The 17,494-nt window shown below is 67.1% G+C and carries 15 protein-coding genes and 1 riboswitch; of the genes, 9 read left to right on the top strand and 6 right to left on the bottom strand.

The features are described 5' to 3' along the window. Positions 1-32 precede the first annotated feature (32 nt). The 4 genes from BOO69_RS11955 to BOO69_RS23335 all read right to left on the bottom strand — a co-directional run bounded on the left by BOO69_RS11955 (position 33) and on the right by BOO69_RS23335 (position 4,460). Positions 33-1,535 carry an ABC transporter substrate-binding protein gene (locus BOO69_RS11955; RefSeq protein WP_071972372.1) on the bottom strand — a complete coding sequence of 501 codons (1,503 nt, stop codon included), beginning with the start codon at positions 1,533-1,535 and terminating at the stop codon, positions 33-35. A 113-nt stretch (positions 1,536-1,648) separates the two neighbouring features. After that, positions 1,649-2,410, bottom strand: a complete 762-nt coding sequence (locus BOO69_RS11950) for an ABC transporter ATP-binding protein (RefSeq protein ID WP_071972371.1) — start codon at positions 2,408-2,410, stop codon at positions 1,649-1,651. Then, complete coding sequence (locus BOO69_RS11945) at positions 2,407-3,453, bottom strand: FecCD family ABC transporter permease (protein ID WP_216636986.1); 1,047 nt, start codon at positions 3,451-3,453, stop codon at positions 2,407-2,409. Before BOO69_RS11945 ends, BOO69_RS11950 begins: the two co-directional genes overlap by 4 nt. Beyond that, positions 3,450-4,460, bottom strand: coding sequence for an ABC transporter substrate-binding protein (locus BOO69_RS23335; RefSeq protein ID WP_071972370.1), 1,011 nt, complete (start codon positions 4,458-4,460; stop codon positions 3,450-3,452). Before BOO69_RS23335 ends, BOO69_RS11945 begins: the two co-directional genes overlap by 4 nt. A gap of 100 nt (positions 4,461-4,560) precedes the next feature. Beyond that, positions 4,561-4,748: riboswitch (cobalamin riboswitch) on the bottom strand. Between the two features lie 125 nt (positions 4,749-4,873). On the opposite strand from BOO69_RS23335, the gene BOO69_RS11935 reads away from it, so the two are divergent. From BOO69_RS11935 to BOO69_RS11900, 8 genes are all read left to right on the top strand, one after another. After that, complete coding sequence (locus tag BOO69_RS11935) at positions 4,874-5,455, top strand: hypothetical protein (protein WP_071972369.1); 582 nt, start codon at positions 4,874-4,876, stop codon at positions 5,453-5,455. After that, positions 5,452-6,114 carry an ABC transporter ATP-binding protein gene (locus tag BOO69_RS11930; RefSeq protein WP_071972368.1) on the top strand — a complete coding sequence of 221 codons (663 nt, stop codon included), beginning with the start codon at positions 5,452-5,454 and terminating at the stop codon, positions 6,112-6,114. The genes BOO69_RS11935 and BOO69_RS11930 overlap by 4 nt, the downstream gene beginning before the upstream one ends. Continuing rightward, positions 6,111-7,265 carry an ABC transporter permease gene (locus BOO69_RS11925; RefSeq protein WP_071972367.1) on the top strand — a complete coding sequence of 385 codons (1,155 nt, stop codon included), beginning with the start codon at positions 6,111-6,113 and terminating at the stop codon, positions 7,263-7,265. The genes BOO69_RS11930 and BOO69_RS11925 overlap by 4 nt, the downstream gene beginning before the upstream one ends. A gap of 37 nt (positions 7,266-7,302) precedes the next feature. Then, positions 7,303-8,067, top strand: a complete 765-nt coding sequence (locus BOO69_RS11920) for a DUF4198 domain-containing protein (protein WP_071972366.1) — start codon at positions 7,303-7,305, stop codon at positions 8,065-8,067. Continuing rightward, on the top strand, positions 8,064-8,399 hold the full coding sequence (locus tag BOO69_RS11915) for a hypothetical protein (RefSeq protein ID WP_071972365.1): 336 nt from the start codon (positions 8,064-8,066) through the stop codon (positions 8,397-8,399). The genes BOO69_RS11920 and BOO69_RS11915 overlap by 4 nt, the downstream gene beginning before the upstream one ends. Next, positions 8,399-9,274 (top strand): metal ABC transporter substrate-binding protein, encoded by an 876-nt coding sequence (locus BOO69_RS11910; protein WP_071972364.1) that lies wholly within the window; start codon positions 8,399-8,401, stop codon positions 9,272-9,274. Before BOO69_RS11915 ends, BOO69_RS11910 begins: the two co-directional genes overlap by 1 nt. A 217-nt stretch (positions 9,275-9,491) precedes the next feature. Then, the gene (locus BOO69_RS11905; protein ID WP_083545675.1) at positions 9,492-11,315 is read left to right on the top strand and encodes an autotransporter assembly complex protein TamA; all 1,824 of its coding nucleotides are present in this window, start codon (positions 9,492-9,494) and stop codon (positions 11,313-11,315) included. Continuing rightward, entirely contained in the window at positions 11,315-15,478 is a 4,164-nt protein-coding gene (locus BOO69_RS11900) for a translocation/assembly module TamB domain-containing protein (RefSeq protein WP_156874917.1), read from the top strand. Before BOO69_RS11905 ends, BOO69_RS11900 begins: the two co-directional genes overlap by 1 nt. On the opposite strand, the gene BOO69_RS11895 is transcribed toward BOO69_RS11900, so the two are convergent. Next, positions 15,472-15,990, bottom strand: coding sequence for a flavin reductase family protein (locus BOO69_RS11895; RefSeq protein WP_071972363.1), 519 nt, complete (start codon positions 15,988-15,990; stop codon positions 15,472-15,474). The two genes, BOO69_RS11900 and BOO69_RS11895, sit on opposite strands and share 7 nt — an antisense overlap. A 353-nt stretch (positions 15,991-16,343) precedes the next feature. Between BOO69_RS11895 and BOO69_RS11890 the strand changes: the two genes are divergently transcribed. After that, on the top strand, positions 16,344-16,847 hold the full coding sequence (locus tag BOO69_RS11890; protein ID WP_071972362.1) for a DUF992 domain-containing protein: 504 nt from the start codon (positions 16,344-16,346) through the stop codon (positions 16,845-16,847). A 69-nt stretch (positions 16,848-16,916) separates the two neighbouring features. Here the strand turns inward: BOO69_RS11890 and BOO69_RS11885 are convergent, their stop codons facing one another. Then, positions 16,917-17,468 carry an AAA family ATPase gene (locus tag BOO69_RS11885; protein ID WP_071972361.1) on the bottom strand — a complete coding sequence of 184 codons (552 nt, stop codon included), beginning with the start codon at positions 17,466-17,468 and terminating at the stop codon, positions 16,917-16,919. Positions 17,469-17,494: the final 26 nt, after the last annotated feature.

Here is a 17,494-nt window from a genome sequence, read left to right as displayed (position 1 = left end):
CGCTACGCGCGGGGCGCCCGGACCGGGCATGCTCAGTCGGCGGTCAGTTCCGCCTCTTCCAGCGTCCATTGCAGGGCCGGGGTCAGGGTCAGCCCCTTGACGCGGTCCGCGTAGGCGATGGAGAACGGCGCGTAGTAGAGCGGGATCTGCGCCAGTTCGTCGAGGGTGATCTGCTGGATGCGGCTGTAGAGTTCGGCGCGCTTGTCGTCGTCCAGTTCGCGCAGCGCCTCGTCTGTCAGCCTGTTCACTTCCTCGTTGTGGTAGTTGGTGTAGTAGGAGTCGCTGCCGCAGGTGTCGCAAAGCGCCCAACGCACCGCGAGGTCCGGGTCTTCCGTCTCGTTGTAGTACCAGTTGACGGTCACCTGGTAGTCGCCCTCGGCGAGTTTGGACCACCACAACCCCGCATCGACCCGCTCCACCGTGGTCTTGAAGCCGACGGCATCCCACTGCGCCTTCAGCAGGGTGGCAAGCTGTTCGAAGGACGGCGTGATCATCATGTTGATCTCCGTCCCCGTCAGCCCGTTGTCTTCCAGCAGCTTGCGCGCCGCGGCGGGGTCATAGGCGGGCGGCTGAAGCGACGCGTCGTGATAGTTCAGCGCGTTCGAGAAGGTGCTGTTCGCCACCTCGGCATTGCCCCGTGTCACCGCTTCGGTGATCGCCGCGCGATCCAACGCCATGGCGGCGGCCTTGCGCACGTTCAGATCGTCGAAGGGTGCCTTGTCGTGGTTCGGCAACACCAGATACATCACCGTCGACGGCTCAAGCGCGACGGAGACACCTTCGGTGGCGTTCACTTCCTCGACCTGGGCCCAGGGAACGGACCGGTTCACGTCGATCTCGCCCGCCATCGCCATGGTCGCGCGGGCGTTGTCATCGCTGACTTCGATCAGTTCGACCTTCTGTATCTTCGGCAGGCCTTCGCGCCAGAAATTCGGGTTGGCCGTCAGCGTGATGCGGTCGTTCGGTTTCCAGTCCTCGACCATGTAGGGACCGGACGTGACCGGATCCGACGCAAAGGCGCCTTCGACACCGCGCGCGTCGACATCGTCCTTGCTGACGATGCCCGCATTGAAGATCTCGAGGTTCGACAGCATCGGTGCGCTGGGATGCTCCAGCGTGATCTGCAGCGTGTCCTCGTCCACGGCGGTCACTTCCTTGATCGGCGCAAAGCCGGCGGGGTAGGCGGATGCCTCGTCCTTGGCGACCCGCGTGAGGCTGAAGGCCGCGTCTTCGGCGGTGATCGGGCTGCCGTCGGAGAACTTGGCGTCCCGCATCTCGAAGGTGTAGGTCAGGCCGTCTTCGGAAATCTCCCAGCTTTCGGCGAGGCCCGGTTCGAGCGCGCCGTCAGCGCCGCGCCGCAGGAGACGGGCATAAAGCTGACCATAGGCTTCGATGTTGCCGCCCGCGGCCGACACGATCGGGTCCAGCACGGTGACCTTGTTGGGCGACGCGATTCGGATTGCATCCTGGGCCGACAGAACCGTCGTGGATAACATCAGCGCCGCCGCGGCGGGGATGATTTTTCTTGGGGTCATTCGTTGTCTCCTGTTGGATTGCCTGCCCCGATTGGTAGCAAAATACCAATATCATTGTGAAGTGTTAATTTTGTATCTTTCCGTCGAAGGGCGCGGGACGCAGCCGCTCTCCGTCAGAGCGCGTGCGAGAACCGCAACCTCGGTCTGCCGTCGGGGCCCGTTTCGCGGGTGGCGGCGACACCGAAGATCGCGGCGAGCCGGTCAGTGTGCAGTTCGCGATCGGGCGGGCCGATCGCAACGACGCGGCCCTCGTGCAGGATCGCCAGCCTATCGCAGGCCATCGCCTGGTTCAGGTCGTGAAGCGCCACAATGCGGGTGATGGGCAGCGACTGGATCAGCGCCATCAGGGAAAGCTGATGCCGGATGTCCAGATGGTTCGTCGGCTCGTCAAGCAGGAGCACCTCCGGGGCCTGGGCGAGGGCCCGTGCGATATGGACGCGCTGGCGTTCACCACCCGACAGCGTGTGCCAGAGCCGGTCGGCGAGCCCGTCCATCTCTACCGACTTCAGAGCGTCGTGGACCGCCGCGTGGTCGGATCGGTCCGGACCGCGCAGCGCCGACTGGTAGGGGATACGCCCCAATTCCACCACGTCGCGTACCGTCAGACGATCGGTCGTGTCGGCCTGCTGTTCGACGAAGGCGATCCGTCGGGCCCGCTCCCTTCCCGCAATCCGGCCCAGGTCGATGCCGTCGGCCATGACCCGGCCGGCGGTCGCGCGTTGCAATCCGGCGAGGCAGCGCATCAACGTCGATTTGCCCGATCCGTTCGGACCGACGAGGCCGAACAGTTCGCCCGCCGCGATCCTGATCGACACGTCGGCCAACAGCGGCGTGCGGTGGACACGCGCCGACAGGGTCTCGGCCTCCAGCCTCATGTCCGCGCACCTCTCAGCAGGACCAGTGCGAACGCCGGGGCGCCCACGAGCGCTGTCACCACCCCGATGGGCAGCACCTGCCCGGCGACAAGGATCCGGCTGATGACGTCGGCGGCCACCAGAAAGACCGCCCCGGCGAGGGCGGAGGCCGGGACGAGCCTGTCATGCCGGGCGCCGACCAGAAAACGCATGGCATGGGGCACGACCAGTCCCACGAAACCGATCGCGCCCACCTTGGATACCAGAACCCCGACCATGATGGCAGTGGCGGCGATCAGGCTGCCGCGCAGGACCGGGACATTGATCCCGAGCGAGGCGGCGCCGTGCGTTCCGAAGGTGAAGGCGTCGAGCCCGCGCCGGTGCCACAGGCACAGCGCGCCGCCCGCGAGCGAGACTGCCGCGCAGGGGGCCACGTCTTCCCAGCGGATGCCGGAGAGATTGCCCATCATCCAGAACATGATGCCCCGCGCCTGTTCGGCATTGGCCGAGCGGGCGATCGTGAAGGCCGTCAGGGCGTTGAACATCTGCGATCCCGCGATCCCGGCGAGGATCATGGCCGCCGCCGCCTGTGTCGCGCGGCCGCCGCCCGCGGCACCGCTGGCCGCATGTGCCAGGGCCACGACGCAACCGAACGCCAGCAGCGCCCCGGTCAGCGCGCCCATCGACATGGAGACGGCGCCGCCCCCCACGCCCGCCACCGCCACCAGAACCGCGCCGGTGGAGGCACCGGCCGACAGGCCCATCAGGTAGGGATCGGCAAGCGGATTGCGCAACAGCGCCTGAAGGACGACTCCGGTCAGCGCCAGCCCCGCGCCGCAGCAGGCCGCGACGATCGCCCGGGGGAAGCGGTAGCTCCAGACAATGCCGGCGTCGATCGCGTCGACGGGATAATCCGCCTGCCAGAAATGGTTCGCCAGTGTCCGAAAGACCGTAGAAAGCGTCAGCGGTGTCTCCCCGACCGCGGTGCCGATCAGTATGGTCGCCGCCAGCAAAACGGGTGCGAGCCAGAGGCCAAGACCGGCGCCGGTCCGCGCCCGCATCATTCGAACGTCATCCGGGACAGCGCGTCGGAAAGGGCGGCGAGCCCGCGGATCGAGCGCATCGTGGCGCTCATCGCGTGCGCGTCCATCTGCACGATCCGGCCATTCCGAACCGCCGTCATCCGGCTTGCAACCGGATCGGTGCGCAGAAAGTCGAGCTTCCGGTCGACGTCGTCCGCCGGGTAGCGGCGTCGATCCATGTAGGCGACGACGATGATATCGGGATCGCTGCGCGCGATGCTTTCCCAGCCCACCGTGGGCCATTCCTCGTCCGAGGCGATGACATTCTCGATCCCCAGCTTGGACATCATGTAGCCCGGCGCGCCGAGTCGCCCCGCCACGTAGGGATCGCTCTCGACCTCGGGCGAGGAAAACCAGAACACGGCCGACAGACCCTCGGGCAGGTCCAGTGCCGCCGCTTTGCCGATCGCGGCGCTCTCCGTCGCCTGCAATTCCTTGACGAGCCGTTCGCCCGCGGGCCCGACATCGAAGATCGCCGCGAGTTCGCGGATGCCCTTGTAGATCGCCGCAGGCTGGAACGCGCCGGTCCGCGTCCCGTCGCCGCCGGTGCGGTTGTCCTTGGTATCGCAGTCGGCGGGCAGGACATACGTCGGGATCCCCAGATCATGGAACATCCCGCGCGTGCCGACGCTGCCGGTGGGGCCCACGTGCCATTCATATTGCGCCGCCACCAGACCGGGCTTTTTCGCGACCACGCTTTCGAAGCCGGGATCGTTGTCGGCGAGTCGTTCGATCCGGGCGTCCACCTCTGCATATTCGGGCAGGACCGGGGTGAACCAGGCCGCCGTGCCAGACACCTTGGGCGCAAGGCCCAGCGCATAGAGAATTTCCGTCGCGGCCTGGCCGATGGTGACGGCGCTTTCCGGCGGGGCCGCGAACGTCAGATCGACGCCGCAGTTCACGAGGTTCAGGGGGTAATCCGTGTCCTGCGCATGAAGCGGCAGCGCGGCAGCGGCCAGCAAGATGCCGGCGATCAGGGTATTCTTCATCCAATCCGTCCCGTCAGATGGACCGGCAGGGATGTACGCGAAACAAGGGATGGCCGGATGACCACGTCAGGTTTCCCGCTCCGGCACACCCCGTCCGGTCGTGATTTCTCTCGTGTCGGCAGGTCTCCTGACTGGCGGGTCGCGGCACCTCTCGCCTTCCCGGGCGTGGCCCAGTGGCTGTTGAGAGGCGCTCGCCGCCTACAGTTGCGGGGGCAGTTCCGTTTCCCGGCCGGGGCCGGTACGGATTCCCTTTTCATCCCGAAGGAAACCGACGCCTTTCTGCTAGCAGCGGGTGCGGGGCGCGGCAAGGCCGAACGGTCGCGGTCCCCGCCGGTCGGCGGACCTGACGTTGCATGTCGCAACGAGCGCTCTATGCTTCTGCCGGTGAACCAGTAAGGCGGTGTTGTCGTAAAATGTTGAGGAACCTCGTCGTCGCGGGCCTGTTGATCGGCGGCCTTGCCATTCTCGGCTGGTCCTTCGCAGGGTCCGGTCAGGATCGCGCGGCCTCTGCGGATGGCATGTCGGCGCAGGAATTCTCAAGCGAAAGCCCGCTGCTGCTGCCCGGCATCCTCGCCACGGTCTACGAAGCATTCGGCGAGACCGACGAGACGGCGATCTACGACCGGCTGGCGGATGTCGCCAGCGGCCCGGCGCTGGAACAGCTCTACCTTGAACGCGTCGGCGCCATGGCGGGCGGCGGCCTGAACCCGGACCAGGAAATTCATGAAGTCTCGCTTTCGGGGCTGAGCGCCCGCCCCAAGGGTGACACAGTGGAAATCACGGCGAAATGGCGCGTTCTGGGCGTGGTCGGCCATTCCGAACACATGCACATGCGCGGCAATGCCTATGCCGCCGATCTGGTGATGGCGCCGGACGGCGGCACATGGAAGATCGACGGCTTCACCCTCACGGACGTGGACCGCAGCGATGCCGGCACGTTGGAGCGGAACGCCGATGCCCCGCAGGCCGCTTCCATGGCGGAGGAAGAAGGGTGATCGCGGCGCGCGACATCGCCTTTGCCTACCCGCGCGGCGGCTTTGCCCTCAAGGTGTCGCAGCTTGACGTGGCCCCTGCGGAACGGGTGGGCGTGATCGGGCCAAGCGGGACCGGCAAGACGACGCTGCTGAACCTGCTCGCCGGCCTTTCACGGCCCGATGCGGGCACCCTCAGCGTCGCCGGCACCGATCTGACCGCGCTCGGGGAGGCGGGTCGCCGGCGGTTCCGCGCGACGCACGTGGGGTTCATCTTTCAGAATTTCGCTCTGGTCGATTACCTGAACGCCTACGAGAACATCCTCTATCCCTACCGCGTCGGCCTTGGCCTCAAGCTCGACTCCCAGGTGCGGGAGCGCGCCCATGCGCTGGCCGATGCCTGCGGCATTGCGAACCGGCTCAAGAGCCACCCACAGGCATTGTCAGGCGGCGAACAGCAGCGTGTCGCGATCTGCCGTGCGCTGGTCACCCGGCCCCGGCTGATCCTCGCGGACGAAGCGACGGGGAACCTCGATCCCGAGACCAAGGAGGTCATTCTCGACCTGCTGTTCGCGCGCGCGGCGGAGATGGAGGCGACGGTGCTGGCAGTCACCCACGACCACGACCTGTTGCCGCGCTTCGACCGGGTGATCGACTTTTCCACGCTTCGGCAGGCCGCATGAACGCGCTTTTCCTCGCCTTTGCGCATCTGCGCTGGACCTGGGTGCGCAGCACGGTGCTGGTGATCGTCGGCGCGCTGATCCTGTCCGTGCCGATGGTCACGCAGGTCCTGCTGCGCGGCTCCGAGGACGCGCTGACCCGCCGGGCCGAAGCGACACCGCTGGTGCTGGGCGCGCGCGGCAGCCAGACCGACCTCGTCATGAATGCGGTCTACTTTTCCGCGGACCGTGCGCCGCCGGTGACCCGCGCTGCCGAAGATGCGGTCTGGGACAGCGGGCTGGCGTTGCCGATCCCCCTGCATACCGCTTTCCAGAGCAATGGCGCACGGATCGTGGGCACCTCGCTCGACTATTTCGACTTTCGGGGGCTGAAGGTCGAAACGGGGCGGCAGATCGCACTTCTGGGCGAGGCCGTTCTCGGGGCACAGGTCGCCGAACGGCTGGGCCTCGGCCCCGGCGACACGGTGGTATCGGCGCCCGAGAACCTGTTCGATCTCGACGGGATCTATCCGCTGGAGCTCGAGATCACCGGCGTCCTCGCGCCGACCGGCACCCCGGACGACGAGGCGATCTTCACCGACATCAAGACATCCTGGGTCATCGCGGGTATCGGTCACGGCCACGACGACGTGGTGGTGGCGGACGATCAGGGCAATGTCACCGCCAATGCCGCCATCACCGAATTCCAGCGCATCACGCCCGAGAACATCGACAGCTTCCATTTCCACGGTGCGGCCAGCGACTATCCCCTGTCCGCTGTCGTGGTGGTTCCCGATGACGCGCGCTCCGGTACGATCCTGCGGGGCCGGTATCTGGACCCCGAGAATCCGGTGCAGGTGACGGTCCCGGCCGAGGTCGTGGCGGGGCTGGTCGACAGGATCTTCCGGATCGCGGCGTTGCTCGACGCCGTGACGCTGGTGATCGGCATCGCGGCGCTGGGGGCGGTGGGCCTCGCGCTCTATCTCGCGTGGACATTGCGCGCGCCCGAGATGCAGACGGCACGCCGCCTCGGCGCGGGGCGCTTCGTGATCGGTCAACTGGCGCTCGCCGAGATCGCCATTCTGCTCGTCCTCTCGACGGGGCTCGCCGCCGCCATCGTGACCTTCGTGACGCGCCGTTCTGACGGAATCGTGTCTTGGCTGCTCGCGATGTAACTGACTACCCTTTGACCAACCGACAGGAGATTTACCAGTGAAGACATTCTTGACCGCCGCGACGATCGCCACCCTCGCCTCGACGGCATCGGCCCATTACGGGATGATCATTCCCTCCGACAACATGGTCAGCCAGGAGGACGGTCGCAGCATCGACCTGACCCTGTCCTTTTCGCACCCGTTCGAGGGCATCGGCATGGTGCTCGACCGTCCCGAGGCCTTTACCCTGACCCACGGCGGAGAAACCACCAACCTGCTCGACAGTCTCGAGGAAACGCAGGTGATGGATCATGCGGGCTTCTCGACGGAGTACCGGCTGGAGCGTCCGGGCACGCATGTGTTCGCCATGACCCCGCAGCCCTACTGGGAGCCCGAAGAGGATGCGTTCATCACCCATTTCACGAAGACCTACGTGGCCGCCTACGGCGATGACGAGGGCTGGGACATGGAGTTGGGCCTCAAGACCGAGATCGTGCCCCTGTCGAAACCCTTCGCCCTCTGGGAAGGCAACCTGTTCCAGGGGATCGTGAAGCTGGATGGCGAGGCGGTCCCCTATGCCGAGGTCGAGGTCGAGTACTATGACGAGAACGGCACCGCCGCCGCGCCTTCGGACCTGATGATTACCCAGACGATCAAGGCGGATGCCGACGGCGTCTTCAGCTATGCGGTTCCGACCGCCGGCTGGTGGGGCTTTGCCGCGCTGAATACCGCCGAGGAACCGATGCAGCACGAGGGTGAGGACAAGGCGCATGAACTGGGCGCGGTCATCTGGGTCCATTTCGAGGCCTGGGGCGCGGAATGATCCGGGCGCTGGCGCTTGCGCTCTGTCTCGCGGCCGTTCCGGCCGTCGCGCATGACCTGCGTGTCTTCGCATCCGTTGCGGGCGATACGGTGACCGTCGAATCCACCTTTTCCTCCGGTCGGGTCCCGACCGGGGGCGAGGTCCGCGTGCTGGATGCGGACAACAAGCTTTTGATGACGCTGCCGATCGGGGACGAGGGCAAGACGGAATTCCCGCTGCCCGAGGGCGTGGCGCGCAGCGGGCTGACCATCGAGGTGGATGTGAGCGAAGGGCACTCGGATTACTGGGTGCTGACGCCGGACGATATCGCCCACGGGCAGGGGGCGGACTGATGCTGAAACCTCTCGCCCTGTCGCTTGCCCTGCTGGCCGGGGCCGCAGCCGCGCAGGAAAAGCCCGTGGTCGCCGCCGTCAACTACCCGCTGGCGTGGATGGCCGAGCGGTTGGGCGGATCGGCCGTCGATGTCATGTTCCCGGTTCCCCGGGGCAGCGACCCGTCGTACTGGCGGCCGGGCCTGTCCGACATCGCGGCGATACAGCAGGCGGATGTCATCGCGCTGAACGGGGCCGGTTTCGCCGGGTGGACGACCCGTGCCTCGCTGCCGCGGTCGCGGCTGGTCGATACGTCGGCCGGTTTCTCGGATGCCTATATCGCGACCGAATCCGTCACCCACAGTCATGGCGCGGACGGAGAACATTCGCACACCGGCACCGCCAGCTACACGTGGCTCGATTTCGCGCAGGCCGCCCGTCAGGCGGAGGCGCTGGCGGAAGCGATGCAGCGCCGCATCCCGGCTGTAAGCGACAGCGTGGCAGAGGCACTTCCCAAATTGGTTGACGATCTGGAGGCGCTGGATGCAGAAGCGCGCGACAGCCTCGTCGCGCTGCAGGGAACGACGATCCTTGCCACGCACCCGCGCTACCAGTACCTCGCGCGCGCCTACGGTCTCGAGATCGAGGCGCTGGAATGGGAGGCCGGCGCCATGCCCGATGACGACCAGTGGCAGGCGCTCGTGTCGCGCGTCGAAGGGACCGGAGCGACACTGCTGATCTGGGAAGCGGCGCCACCCGACGCGGCTGTCGCGCGTGCCGCGGCACTGGGGCTGAGGTCCGTCGTGGTCGCGCCGCTTGCCACGCGGCCCGCCGAGGGCGATTTCCTGTCCGTCATGCGCGCACAGCTGTCCGATCTGGCCAGCGCGACCCCCTGACGGCAGGGGTCGCCAGGCCGCACGTTGGCATGAATTCGCTCATGCGCGCCGGATCGATCACGATTTCCGGCGTAACACCAGATAATGCGGTCCCATGGCCCGTCCGCCACCAGAGTCGGATTGCAGCCAAAGCCGAAATATCGCTTACTGGAGAAAACGTTCAAAAGAACGGCCCGCGCTTTTCGCGGGAACGACGGTGTGAGTGGGGGGCGTTGACGTGACGCAATCGAGGGTACCTTTCAAGGGCGGCTTCAGGACGGCAGGCGCAATCATCGGGGTCGTGTTCGCGGCAGCGGCGCAGATCGCATCGGCGGCGGATCTCAGGATAACAGGGATCGAGGAAGGCAGCGAACTGTACGAGACGCTCGCGGGCGGGTCGCTGCTGGTCGAACAGACGGCTGACGATGCCGACCCCAGCCCGCAGGAAGTGGTCGCGGCGGCGCAGGCGGATTACGAACGGATCCTCGCCGTCCTCTACGACAACGGCTACTTCGGCCCGGTGATCCGGATCACGCTCGACGGGGTGGATGCGGTTGATATTCCGCCGGTGAACCCGCCGAGTCAGATCCGGCAGGCCGTCATCGCGATCGAGCCGGGGCCCCGGTTCGTTTTCGGCCCGACCCGCATCGCACCCGTGGCGCCGGGCACCGAACTGCCCGAGGAATTCGCCACCGGCCAGACCGCAAGCCTCGGGGTGCTGAAGGATACCGTGGGCGCGGGCATCGACGGCTGGCGGGAGCAGGGCCATGCCAAGGCCGAGCTCGCCAGTCAGGAACTGACCGCCCGGCACCAGGAACGCACCATCTCGGCCGACCTGCGACTGGATCCCGGTCCACGCCTGCGGTTCGGCCCGCTGATCGTGGAGGGCAACGAGGACGTCCGCACCCAGCGGATCATCGACATCGCCGGCCTGCCGGAGGGGCAGGTGTATTCGCCCGAGGAACTGCGGCTCGCGCGGGAAAGGCTGCGGCGCACCGGCGCATTCAATGCCGTGGCCCTGCAGGAGGCCGAGCAGATCGGCCCCGGCGAGACGCTGCCGATCACAGCACTTGTCACCGAGGCGCCCAAGCGCCGCTTCGGGTTCGGGGGGGAACTGTCCTCGCTCGAAGGATTGACGCTGTCCACCTACTGGATGCACCGCAACCTGCTGGGCGGGGCCGAACGGCTGAGACTCGAAGCGGAAGTGCGCGGCATCGGCGGAAATTCCGGCGGCGAGGACTATCGCCTGTCGGCCCGCTTTGACCGTCCCGCGACGTTCAACGAGGACACGAATTTCTACGCGCTGACGGTGATCGAACAGCTCGACGAGGTGAATTTCTTCTCGCGCCAGATCGACATCGAAGCCGGCATCACCCGGATCGCCAGCGAGCAACGCACCTACCGGCTGGGCGTCGGTCTGCGCCGCGCCGAGACACGCGATGCCTTCGGCACCAACCGTTACACGCTGCTGACCCTGCCGCTGGGGGTCGAGTTCGACTACCGCGACAAGGAACTGGATGCGAAGGAAGGGTACTACATCAACGCGACCGTGACGCCCTTCGTCGCCATCAGCGGGGCCGACAACGGCGTGCGCAGCTATCTCGACGCGCGTTACTACAAGTCATTCGGAACCGAGCGCCCGGTGACCTTCGCGCTTCGCGGTCAGCTCGGATCGGTTTACGGGCCTGACCTGTCGGTCGCCCCGGCCGACTATCTCTTCTACTCCGGCGGCGGCGGCACGGTGAGGGGACAGCCCTACCAGTCGCTGGGCGTGGACCTCGGCGGCGGGCAGACCGTCGGCGGTCGGTCGTTCGTCGGGGTTTCCGCCGAGGCGCGGGTACAGGTCACGGATGCCATCGGCATCGTGGGCTTTGCCGACGCGGGCTACATCGGTGCTGAGGAATTCTACGATGGATCGGGCGAATGGCACTCCGGCGCGGGCCTCGGCTTGCGGTACGCCACGGGGATCGGGCCGATCCGGCTGGATCTCGCGGTGCCGACGTCCGGCCCCGAAACGGGCGAGAACTTCCAGGTATACATCGGCATAGGGCAGGCGTTCTGATGCGGTTCCTTCTTTCCTTTCTGACCGCGATCACCGTCCTTCTCGCCGTTCCCGGAGACCTCCGGGCGCAGGAAGGCGAGGACGACAAGGGGTTCCTGACTCGCACGATCCAGGATGCGCTCAGCGGCGCCGGGCGGACTGTACGGATCGACGGGTTTCGCGGTGCGCTCAGTTCGACGGCCAGCTTCGACCGGATGACCATCGCGGACGACGAGGGCGTCTGGCTCACCCTCGAAGACGTCACGCTGGACTGGACCCGCTCCGCGCTGCTGCGCGGACGGCTCGAAGTGCAAAGCCTGACCGCCGCGCGGCTGGATCTGCCGCGCCTCCCGGTCCCATCCGGCGAAGTCGACCTGCCCGACGCCGAGGCGCAGCCGTTCAGCCTTCCGGAACTGCCGGTTGCCATTAACATCGCTGATTTCGGCGTGGACGAGATCAACCTTGGCGCGCCACTGCTGGGCGAGGCCGCGCAGCTGACCCTTCAGGCCAAGGCGCAATATACCGATGAGCTGCTGGACGTCGACATCACCGCCAACCGGACCGATGCGAAACAGGGCGAATTCGCCATTCGCGCGAACCTTGAGCGGACCGACAATGTCCTCGACCTGCTCGTGCGGCTCAGCGAGGGCGAGGAAGGGATCGTGGCCAAGCTGATGAGCCTGCCCGACCAACCTTCGGTCAACCTGACGGTCGAGGGGAATGGCCCGTTGAGCGATTTTGTCACCGACCTGAACCTGTCCACCGACGGTCAGGAGCGGCTGGCAGGGCAGATCACCCTGGGCACTCAAGAGTCGGGCAGCGGCTCGGACACACCTGATCGCCGGGTTCAGGGCGATATCGGCGGCGACGTGACGGCGCTTTTCGCCCCGCGTTTCCGCGAATTCTTCGGCGAGAACGTCCGCCTCACGCTCGATGCGCTGCTCGAAAGCACCGGCGCGATCGAGGTCAGCGATTTCTCGCTCGACGCGCAGGCCGCCGACATTGCGGGGCGCGTCACCCTGAACGCCGAGAAATGGCCGACCTTCATCGACGTCACGGGCACCGTGGCGAATCCCGACGGCACCACGATCCTGCTGCCCGTGGGCGGCGAGGGCACCACGGTCGAACGTGTCGGGCTCCGGGTCAACTACGACGCGGCGGACGGCGAGGCGCTGGATGCGGCCTTCGACATCGATGCGCTTCAGATGGCCGGGCTGTCCATCGACAGCACGCAGCTTGGCCTGGACGGCACGCTGCGCGGCGACGTCGGCACCCTGGGTGAATTCCTGGGCGATGTGACCTTCAGCGCAGAGGGGCTGGCGTTGACCAATCCGGCAAGCGCCGAGGCGATCGGCAGCCGGATCACCGGCAGTGCCAACATCAACTACGTCGAAGGGCAGCCGACCCGGATCACGGGACTGGACCTGACCGGGACCGATTACGGCCTTGCCGGTGACATCGTCATCGCGGGGCTGGAGAACAACTTCCGGACCGAACTGGACGTGCGGCTCAACGCCGACGATCTCAGCCGGTTTTCGGCGCTCGCCGGGCGCGAACTGGACGGGCGCAGCGAACTGGCGCTGAACGGCAGTGTCACGCCGCTGGGCGGCATGTTCGATCTGCGGGCGACGGGCAGCACGGAAAACCTTGTGCTGGGCATCCCACAGGCGGATGCCGTGCTCGAAGGCCGGACGGAACTGAACATGCAGGCCACCCGGAACGAGACCGGCACCTTCCTGCGCGACCTGTCGTTGCGCAACGATGCGCTGAGCCTGACCGGTTCCGCCGAACTGCGCACGGACGACAGCCGCGTGCAGGCCGATTTCCGGCTGGAGGACGTGGGGCTCGTTCTGCCGCAATACGACGGGCCCGTCACCGTGAGCGCGACCGCCACGCAGGACACCCGTGGCTGGGTCGTCGATGCGGTGACCGATGGCCCCTACGGTGCGGCGCTGACGGCGCAGGGCCTGGCAACCGGCCCGAACGCGGAGATCACCTTCACCGCCGATGTGCCCGACGTCAAACCCTTTGCCGAGCAGATCGAGGGCCCGGTGCGCGCCCGCGGCACCCTCAGCCAGACCCCGGACGGCTGGCGCATCCGTACCGATGCCACCGGCCCCTACGATGTGACCGCCGCGGTCGAAGGGCTGGTCAGCCCGACGCTGGACGTCGATTTCGACCTGTCCATGCCGCAGGTCAATCCGCTGGTGCCGCAGGTCAGCGGCCCGCTGTCGGCACAGGGCAACCTGCGCCAGACAGCCGAAGGCTTCGTGATCGACACCACGGCCAACGGCCCGTACGACGTCCGCGCGGCGGTGCAGGGGGCGCTGACCCCGGCGCTCGATATCCGTTTCGACGTGTCGGTGCCCAACGTGCAGCCCGTGGTGCCGCAGGTGAACGGGCCGCTCAACGCCACCGGCACCCTGCGCCAGACCGACGACGGCTTCGTGGTGGACACGCAGGCGACAGGCCCCTACGGCGCGCAAGTGACGGTGGCGGGGCTGGCCACCGGGCCGAACATGTCGCTGAACTTCAACGTTTCCGTGCCCAACGTGAACCCGTTGGTGCCCTCGGTGAACGGCCCGCTGTCCGCTACCGGCAAGCTTTACCAGACGCCGGACGGGCTCGCGGTCGACACGCAGGCAAGCGGCCCCTATTCGGCGCGCGCCACGGTGAACGGCGTGGTCACCGGCCCGAACGCGGACGTGGATTTCACCCTCGCGGTGCCCAATGTCGCCGCGCTGGTGCCGCAGCTGAACGGGCCGCTGAACGTCGACGGCTCGGCGCGGCGGCAGGGCAGCGCGTGGCAGATCGACACCGACGCACGCGGGCCGGGGGGCACGCAGGCGACCGTTTCGGGGCAGGTGGCCGAAAGCGGTAACCTCAACCTCGATATCGCCGGCACCGCGCCCCTGGGTCTCAGCCGCCCGTTCCTTGAACCGCGTATCCTGCAGGGGCTGGCGCGGTTCGACCTGACGGTCAACGGGCCGCCCGCGCTGTCTTCGCTGAGCGGCACGGTCACGACATCGGACGCGGCACTGACCGCGCCGAACCTGCGTATCGCGCTGGAAGGGATCGACGCGAACATCCGGTTGGGCAACAACCGCGCCGACATCGACCTCAGCGCCAATGCCGTCGGCGGCGGCCGCCTGCGCGTTGGTGGCGGCGTGACCCTGACAGGGTCGCTCCCCGCCGATCTGCAGGTCGCGCTGGAGGGGCTGGTCCTGACCGATCCCAAGCTCTACCGCACCAGCCTTGGCGGCAACCTGCGCATCGCGGGGCCGCTGGCCGGGGGCGCGGTGATCAGTGGCCGGATCAATGTCGGCGAAACCAACGTGAACGTGCCCTCCACCGGGATGACCACGATCGGGGACATTCCGCAAATCACCCACATCGGGGCGGATCCCGCGGTGATCGCCACCCGCCGCAAGGCCGGGCTGACCGGGGCCGAAGCGGGCACCGATCCGGCTGCGGACAATCCCGGCGGCGGCTTCGGCCTCAACCTCGAAGTCAACGCGCCGAACCGCATCTTCGTACGGGGCAGGGGGCTCGACGCCGAGCTGGGCGGCGGCTTGACGCTGACCGGCACCACCAACAACATCATCTCGGCCGGACGCTTCGAACTTATCCGCGGCCGCCTCGACATCCTGGGCCGCCGGTTCAACCTTGTCGAAGGTTCCGTGCAGTTCCAGGGCGACCTGATCCCCTACCTGCGCTTCGTGTCTTCCACCACGACCAACGCGGGCGAGGTGCGGGTGATCGTGCAAGGCCCGGCGGATTCGCCCGAGGTCCTGTTCGAGGCGACCCCGGCCGCCCCGCAGGACGAGGTGCTGGCCCAGCTCCTCTTCGGCCGCAACATCGCCGACATCTCGGCATTCCAGGCGCTGCAGCTGGCCTCTGCCGTGGCGACGCTGGCGGGACGCGGCGGCAACGGCGTGATCGGCAACCTGCGCGACAACTTCGGCCTCGACGATCTCGACGTAACGACGACGGAGGACGGCTCGACCGCGGTCCGCGCGGGCAAGTACATTTCGGAGAACGTCTATTCCGACGTGACCGCCGCCTCGGACGGGTCCGCGGATATCTCGCTGAACATCGACATCACGCCGAACCTCACCGGCAAGGCGACCCTCGGGTCGGATGGAAACAGCGGTATCGGTCTGTTCTTTGAAAGGGACTACTGACCGGACTGCGGCGCAAAGGTGCCGAACCGGCCCCGATCGAACAGGAGCCCCGCGCCGTCCCCCCGGCGCTGGGCCGCGTGGCGGATGCGGCCCAAGATGATGGAGTGATCTCCTGCCGGATGAACGGCGTGGGTGTCGCAGTGGAAGGTGGCGAGCACGCCTGACAGTGTCGGGGCGCCATCCGGGCCGGGGTGCCAGTCGAACCCGGAGAAATCGTGCCCCTGGCCCGCGAAATGCAGCGCCAGCGGCCCCTGATCCTCCCCGAGGATGTGGATGCAGAAATGCTGCGCACGGGCGAAGGCGTCGTGTCTCTTGGACCGCAGCGCGGCGGACCACAGAACGAGCGGCGGATCAAGCGAGACGGACGAGAACGAGTTGGCGGTCATGCCCAGCGGGCCGGTTTCCGTCTGGGTCGTTATGACGGTGACACCCGTGCCGAAACGGCCGAATGCCGCGCGCAGCCGGGCGCCGTCTTCCGCCTCGGGCGCAAAGGAAATCAAATCATCATCCATCCGGCTCACGGGTGCCACGGCCCTGCCGATTTGTCCAGCAGCGCCCATCAAGGCAATCGCTCGAATGTGATGTGCAAGGTGTCTTTCATCGCTTCCGCCTAGCGTTCCATCGCGGCCAAAGCGTGGCGGGAACGCGTCAGCCGCGCGGAATCCCGCGGACGATCGCAACAGGCGGGATCATCCCGGAACAGGCTTCTGCGGCGGGGGTTGTCCCGTCAAGAGAGGCATCGTCGCCCGGTTCCGCGCGACGCTGGCTGTCGGAGAGAGCGGCATGGCATCCCGTCATGCCGATAACCCAGGCACCCGAATGCCGCAATGACCGGGCGTTGCAGAATGCCCAACAGGAGAAGACCATGAAATCGACCACGAAATTCACCGCCGCCGCACTGATCATCGGGATGTCCGCCGGCACGACCGCCTTCGCCGACGATCAGGAAACGGTTGATCACACCGAGATCGGATCGCTGTCCTGCGACGTGGGTGACGGGACGGGCTACGTCTTCGGCTCCACGCGCGAACTGACCTGCACCTTCAACCCTGTCGAGGAAGGTCTGGCCGATGAAACCTACGTGGGCCAGATCAACCGCTACGGGATCGATATCGGCAAGACCCAGAACGGCCAGATGGCATGGCTGGTGCTGGCACCCACGGAATCCGAATACCGTGAGGGCGGCCTGAACGGCAGCTACAAGGGCGTGTCCGCAGAAGCGACGCTGGGCGTAGGTCTTGGCGCCAATGCCATGACCGGCGGCTCCGAGAATACGCTGGCCCTGCAACCGATCAGCGTGAACACGCAGACCGGCGTGAACTTTGCCGTCGGTGTGGGCGAGATCAACCTCACCCGTGTCGAAGGCTGACAACCCCGAAACATCTTGCGAAAGGCCCCCTTCCGAGGGGGCTTTTTTTCGTCCGTGCGATTGTGCAGGTCAGACCGGCGGGGGCCCCAGCCGGTCCAGAACAAGGTCGGCCCGCATCGCGGTGGACGTGCGGGGGAGCACCAGCGGGTCGTATCCCAGCCGTCGATAGGCGGCCTTCAGCCTGTGATATTCGCGCAGGCCTTCTTCCATGTCGTGCCGGCGTTCCGCATCGGCCTCGAAGATTTCGCGCCACGGCGGGACGAGGAAAACACGGGGATGAAACAGCGGCTGCCCTTGCAGCAGCGTGGCGAGGGGTTGCCCTGTCGCATGGCTCAGCGCCACCGCCGCGTCTATCACGCCACGGTCGAAGAAGACCCAGCCCTTCCGTGGCTCCAACGCCGCCCGGTCGGCGGTCGCCAGCGCAAGCGCGCGGCGGGCAAAGGCGGCAAGGTCGGTCCAGGGCAGGGCGGTGCCGCCGCACGCCATCTCTTCGGCCACGATGCGGCGACCGGGCTCCGGGACGGTGGCATGGCCCCGCCGCGCCAGTTCGGCCAGCAGGGTCGTCTTGCCACCCCCCGAACACCCCGACAGGATGACGTGCTGGTCGCGTCGGTCTGACATGATGCTCCGTCCTCGCGGCGTGGCGG

The organism is Sulfitobacter alexandrii (assembly GCF_001886735.1).
Lineage (GTDB): Bacteria > Pseudomonadota > Alphaproteobacteria > Rhodobacterales > Rhodobacteraceae > Sulfitobacter > Sulfitobacter alexandrii.
Note: the sequence above shows the minus strand (reverse complement) of the source record. Positions and strands in the feature narration are given on the sequence as shown.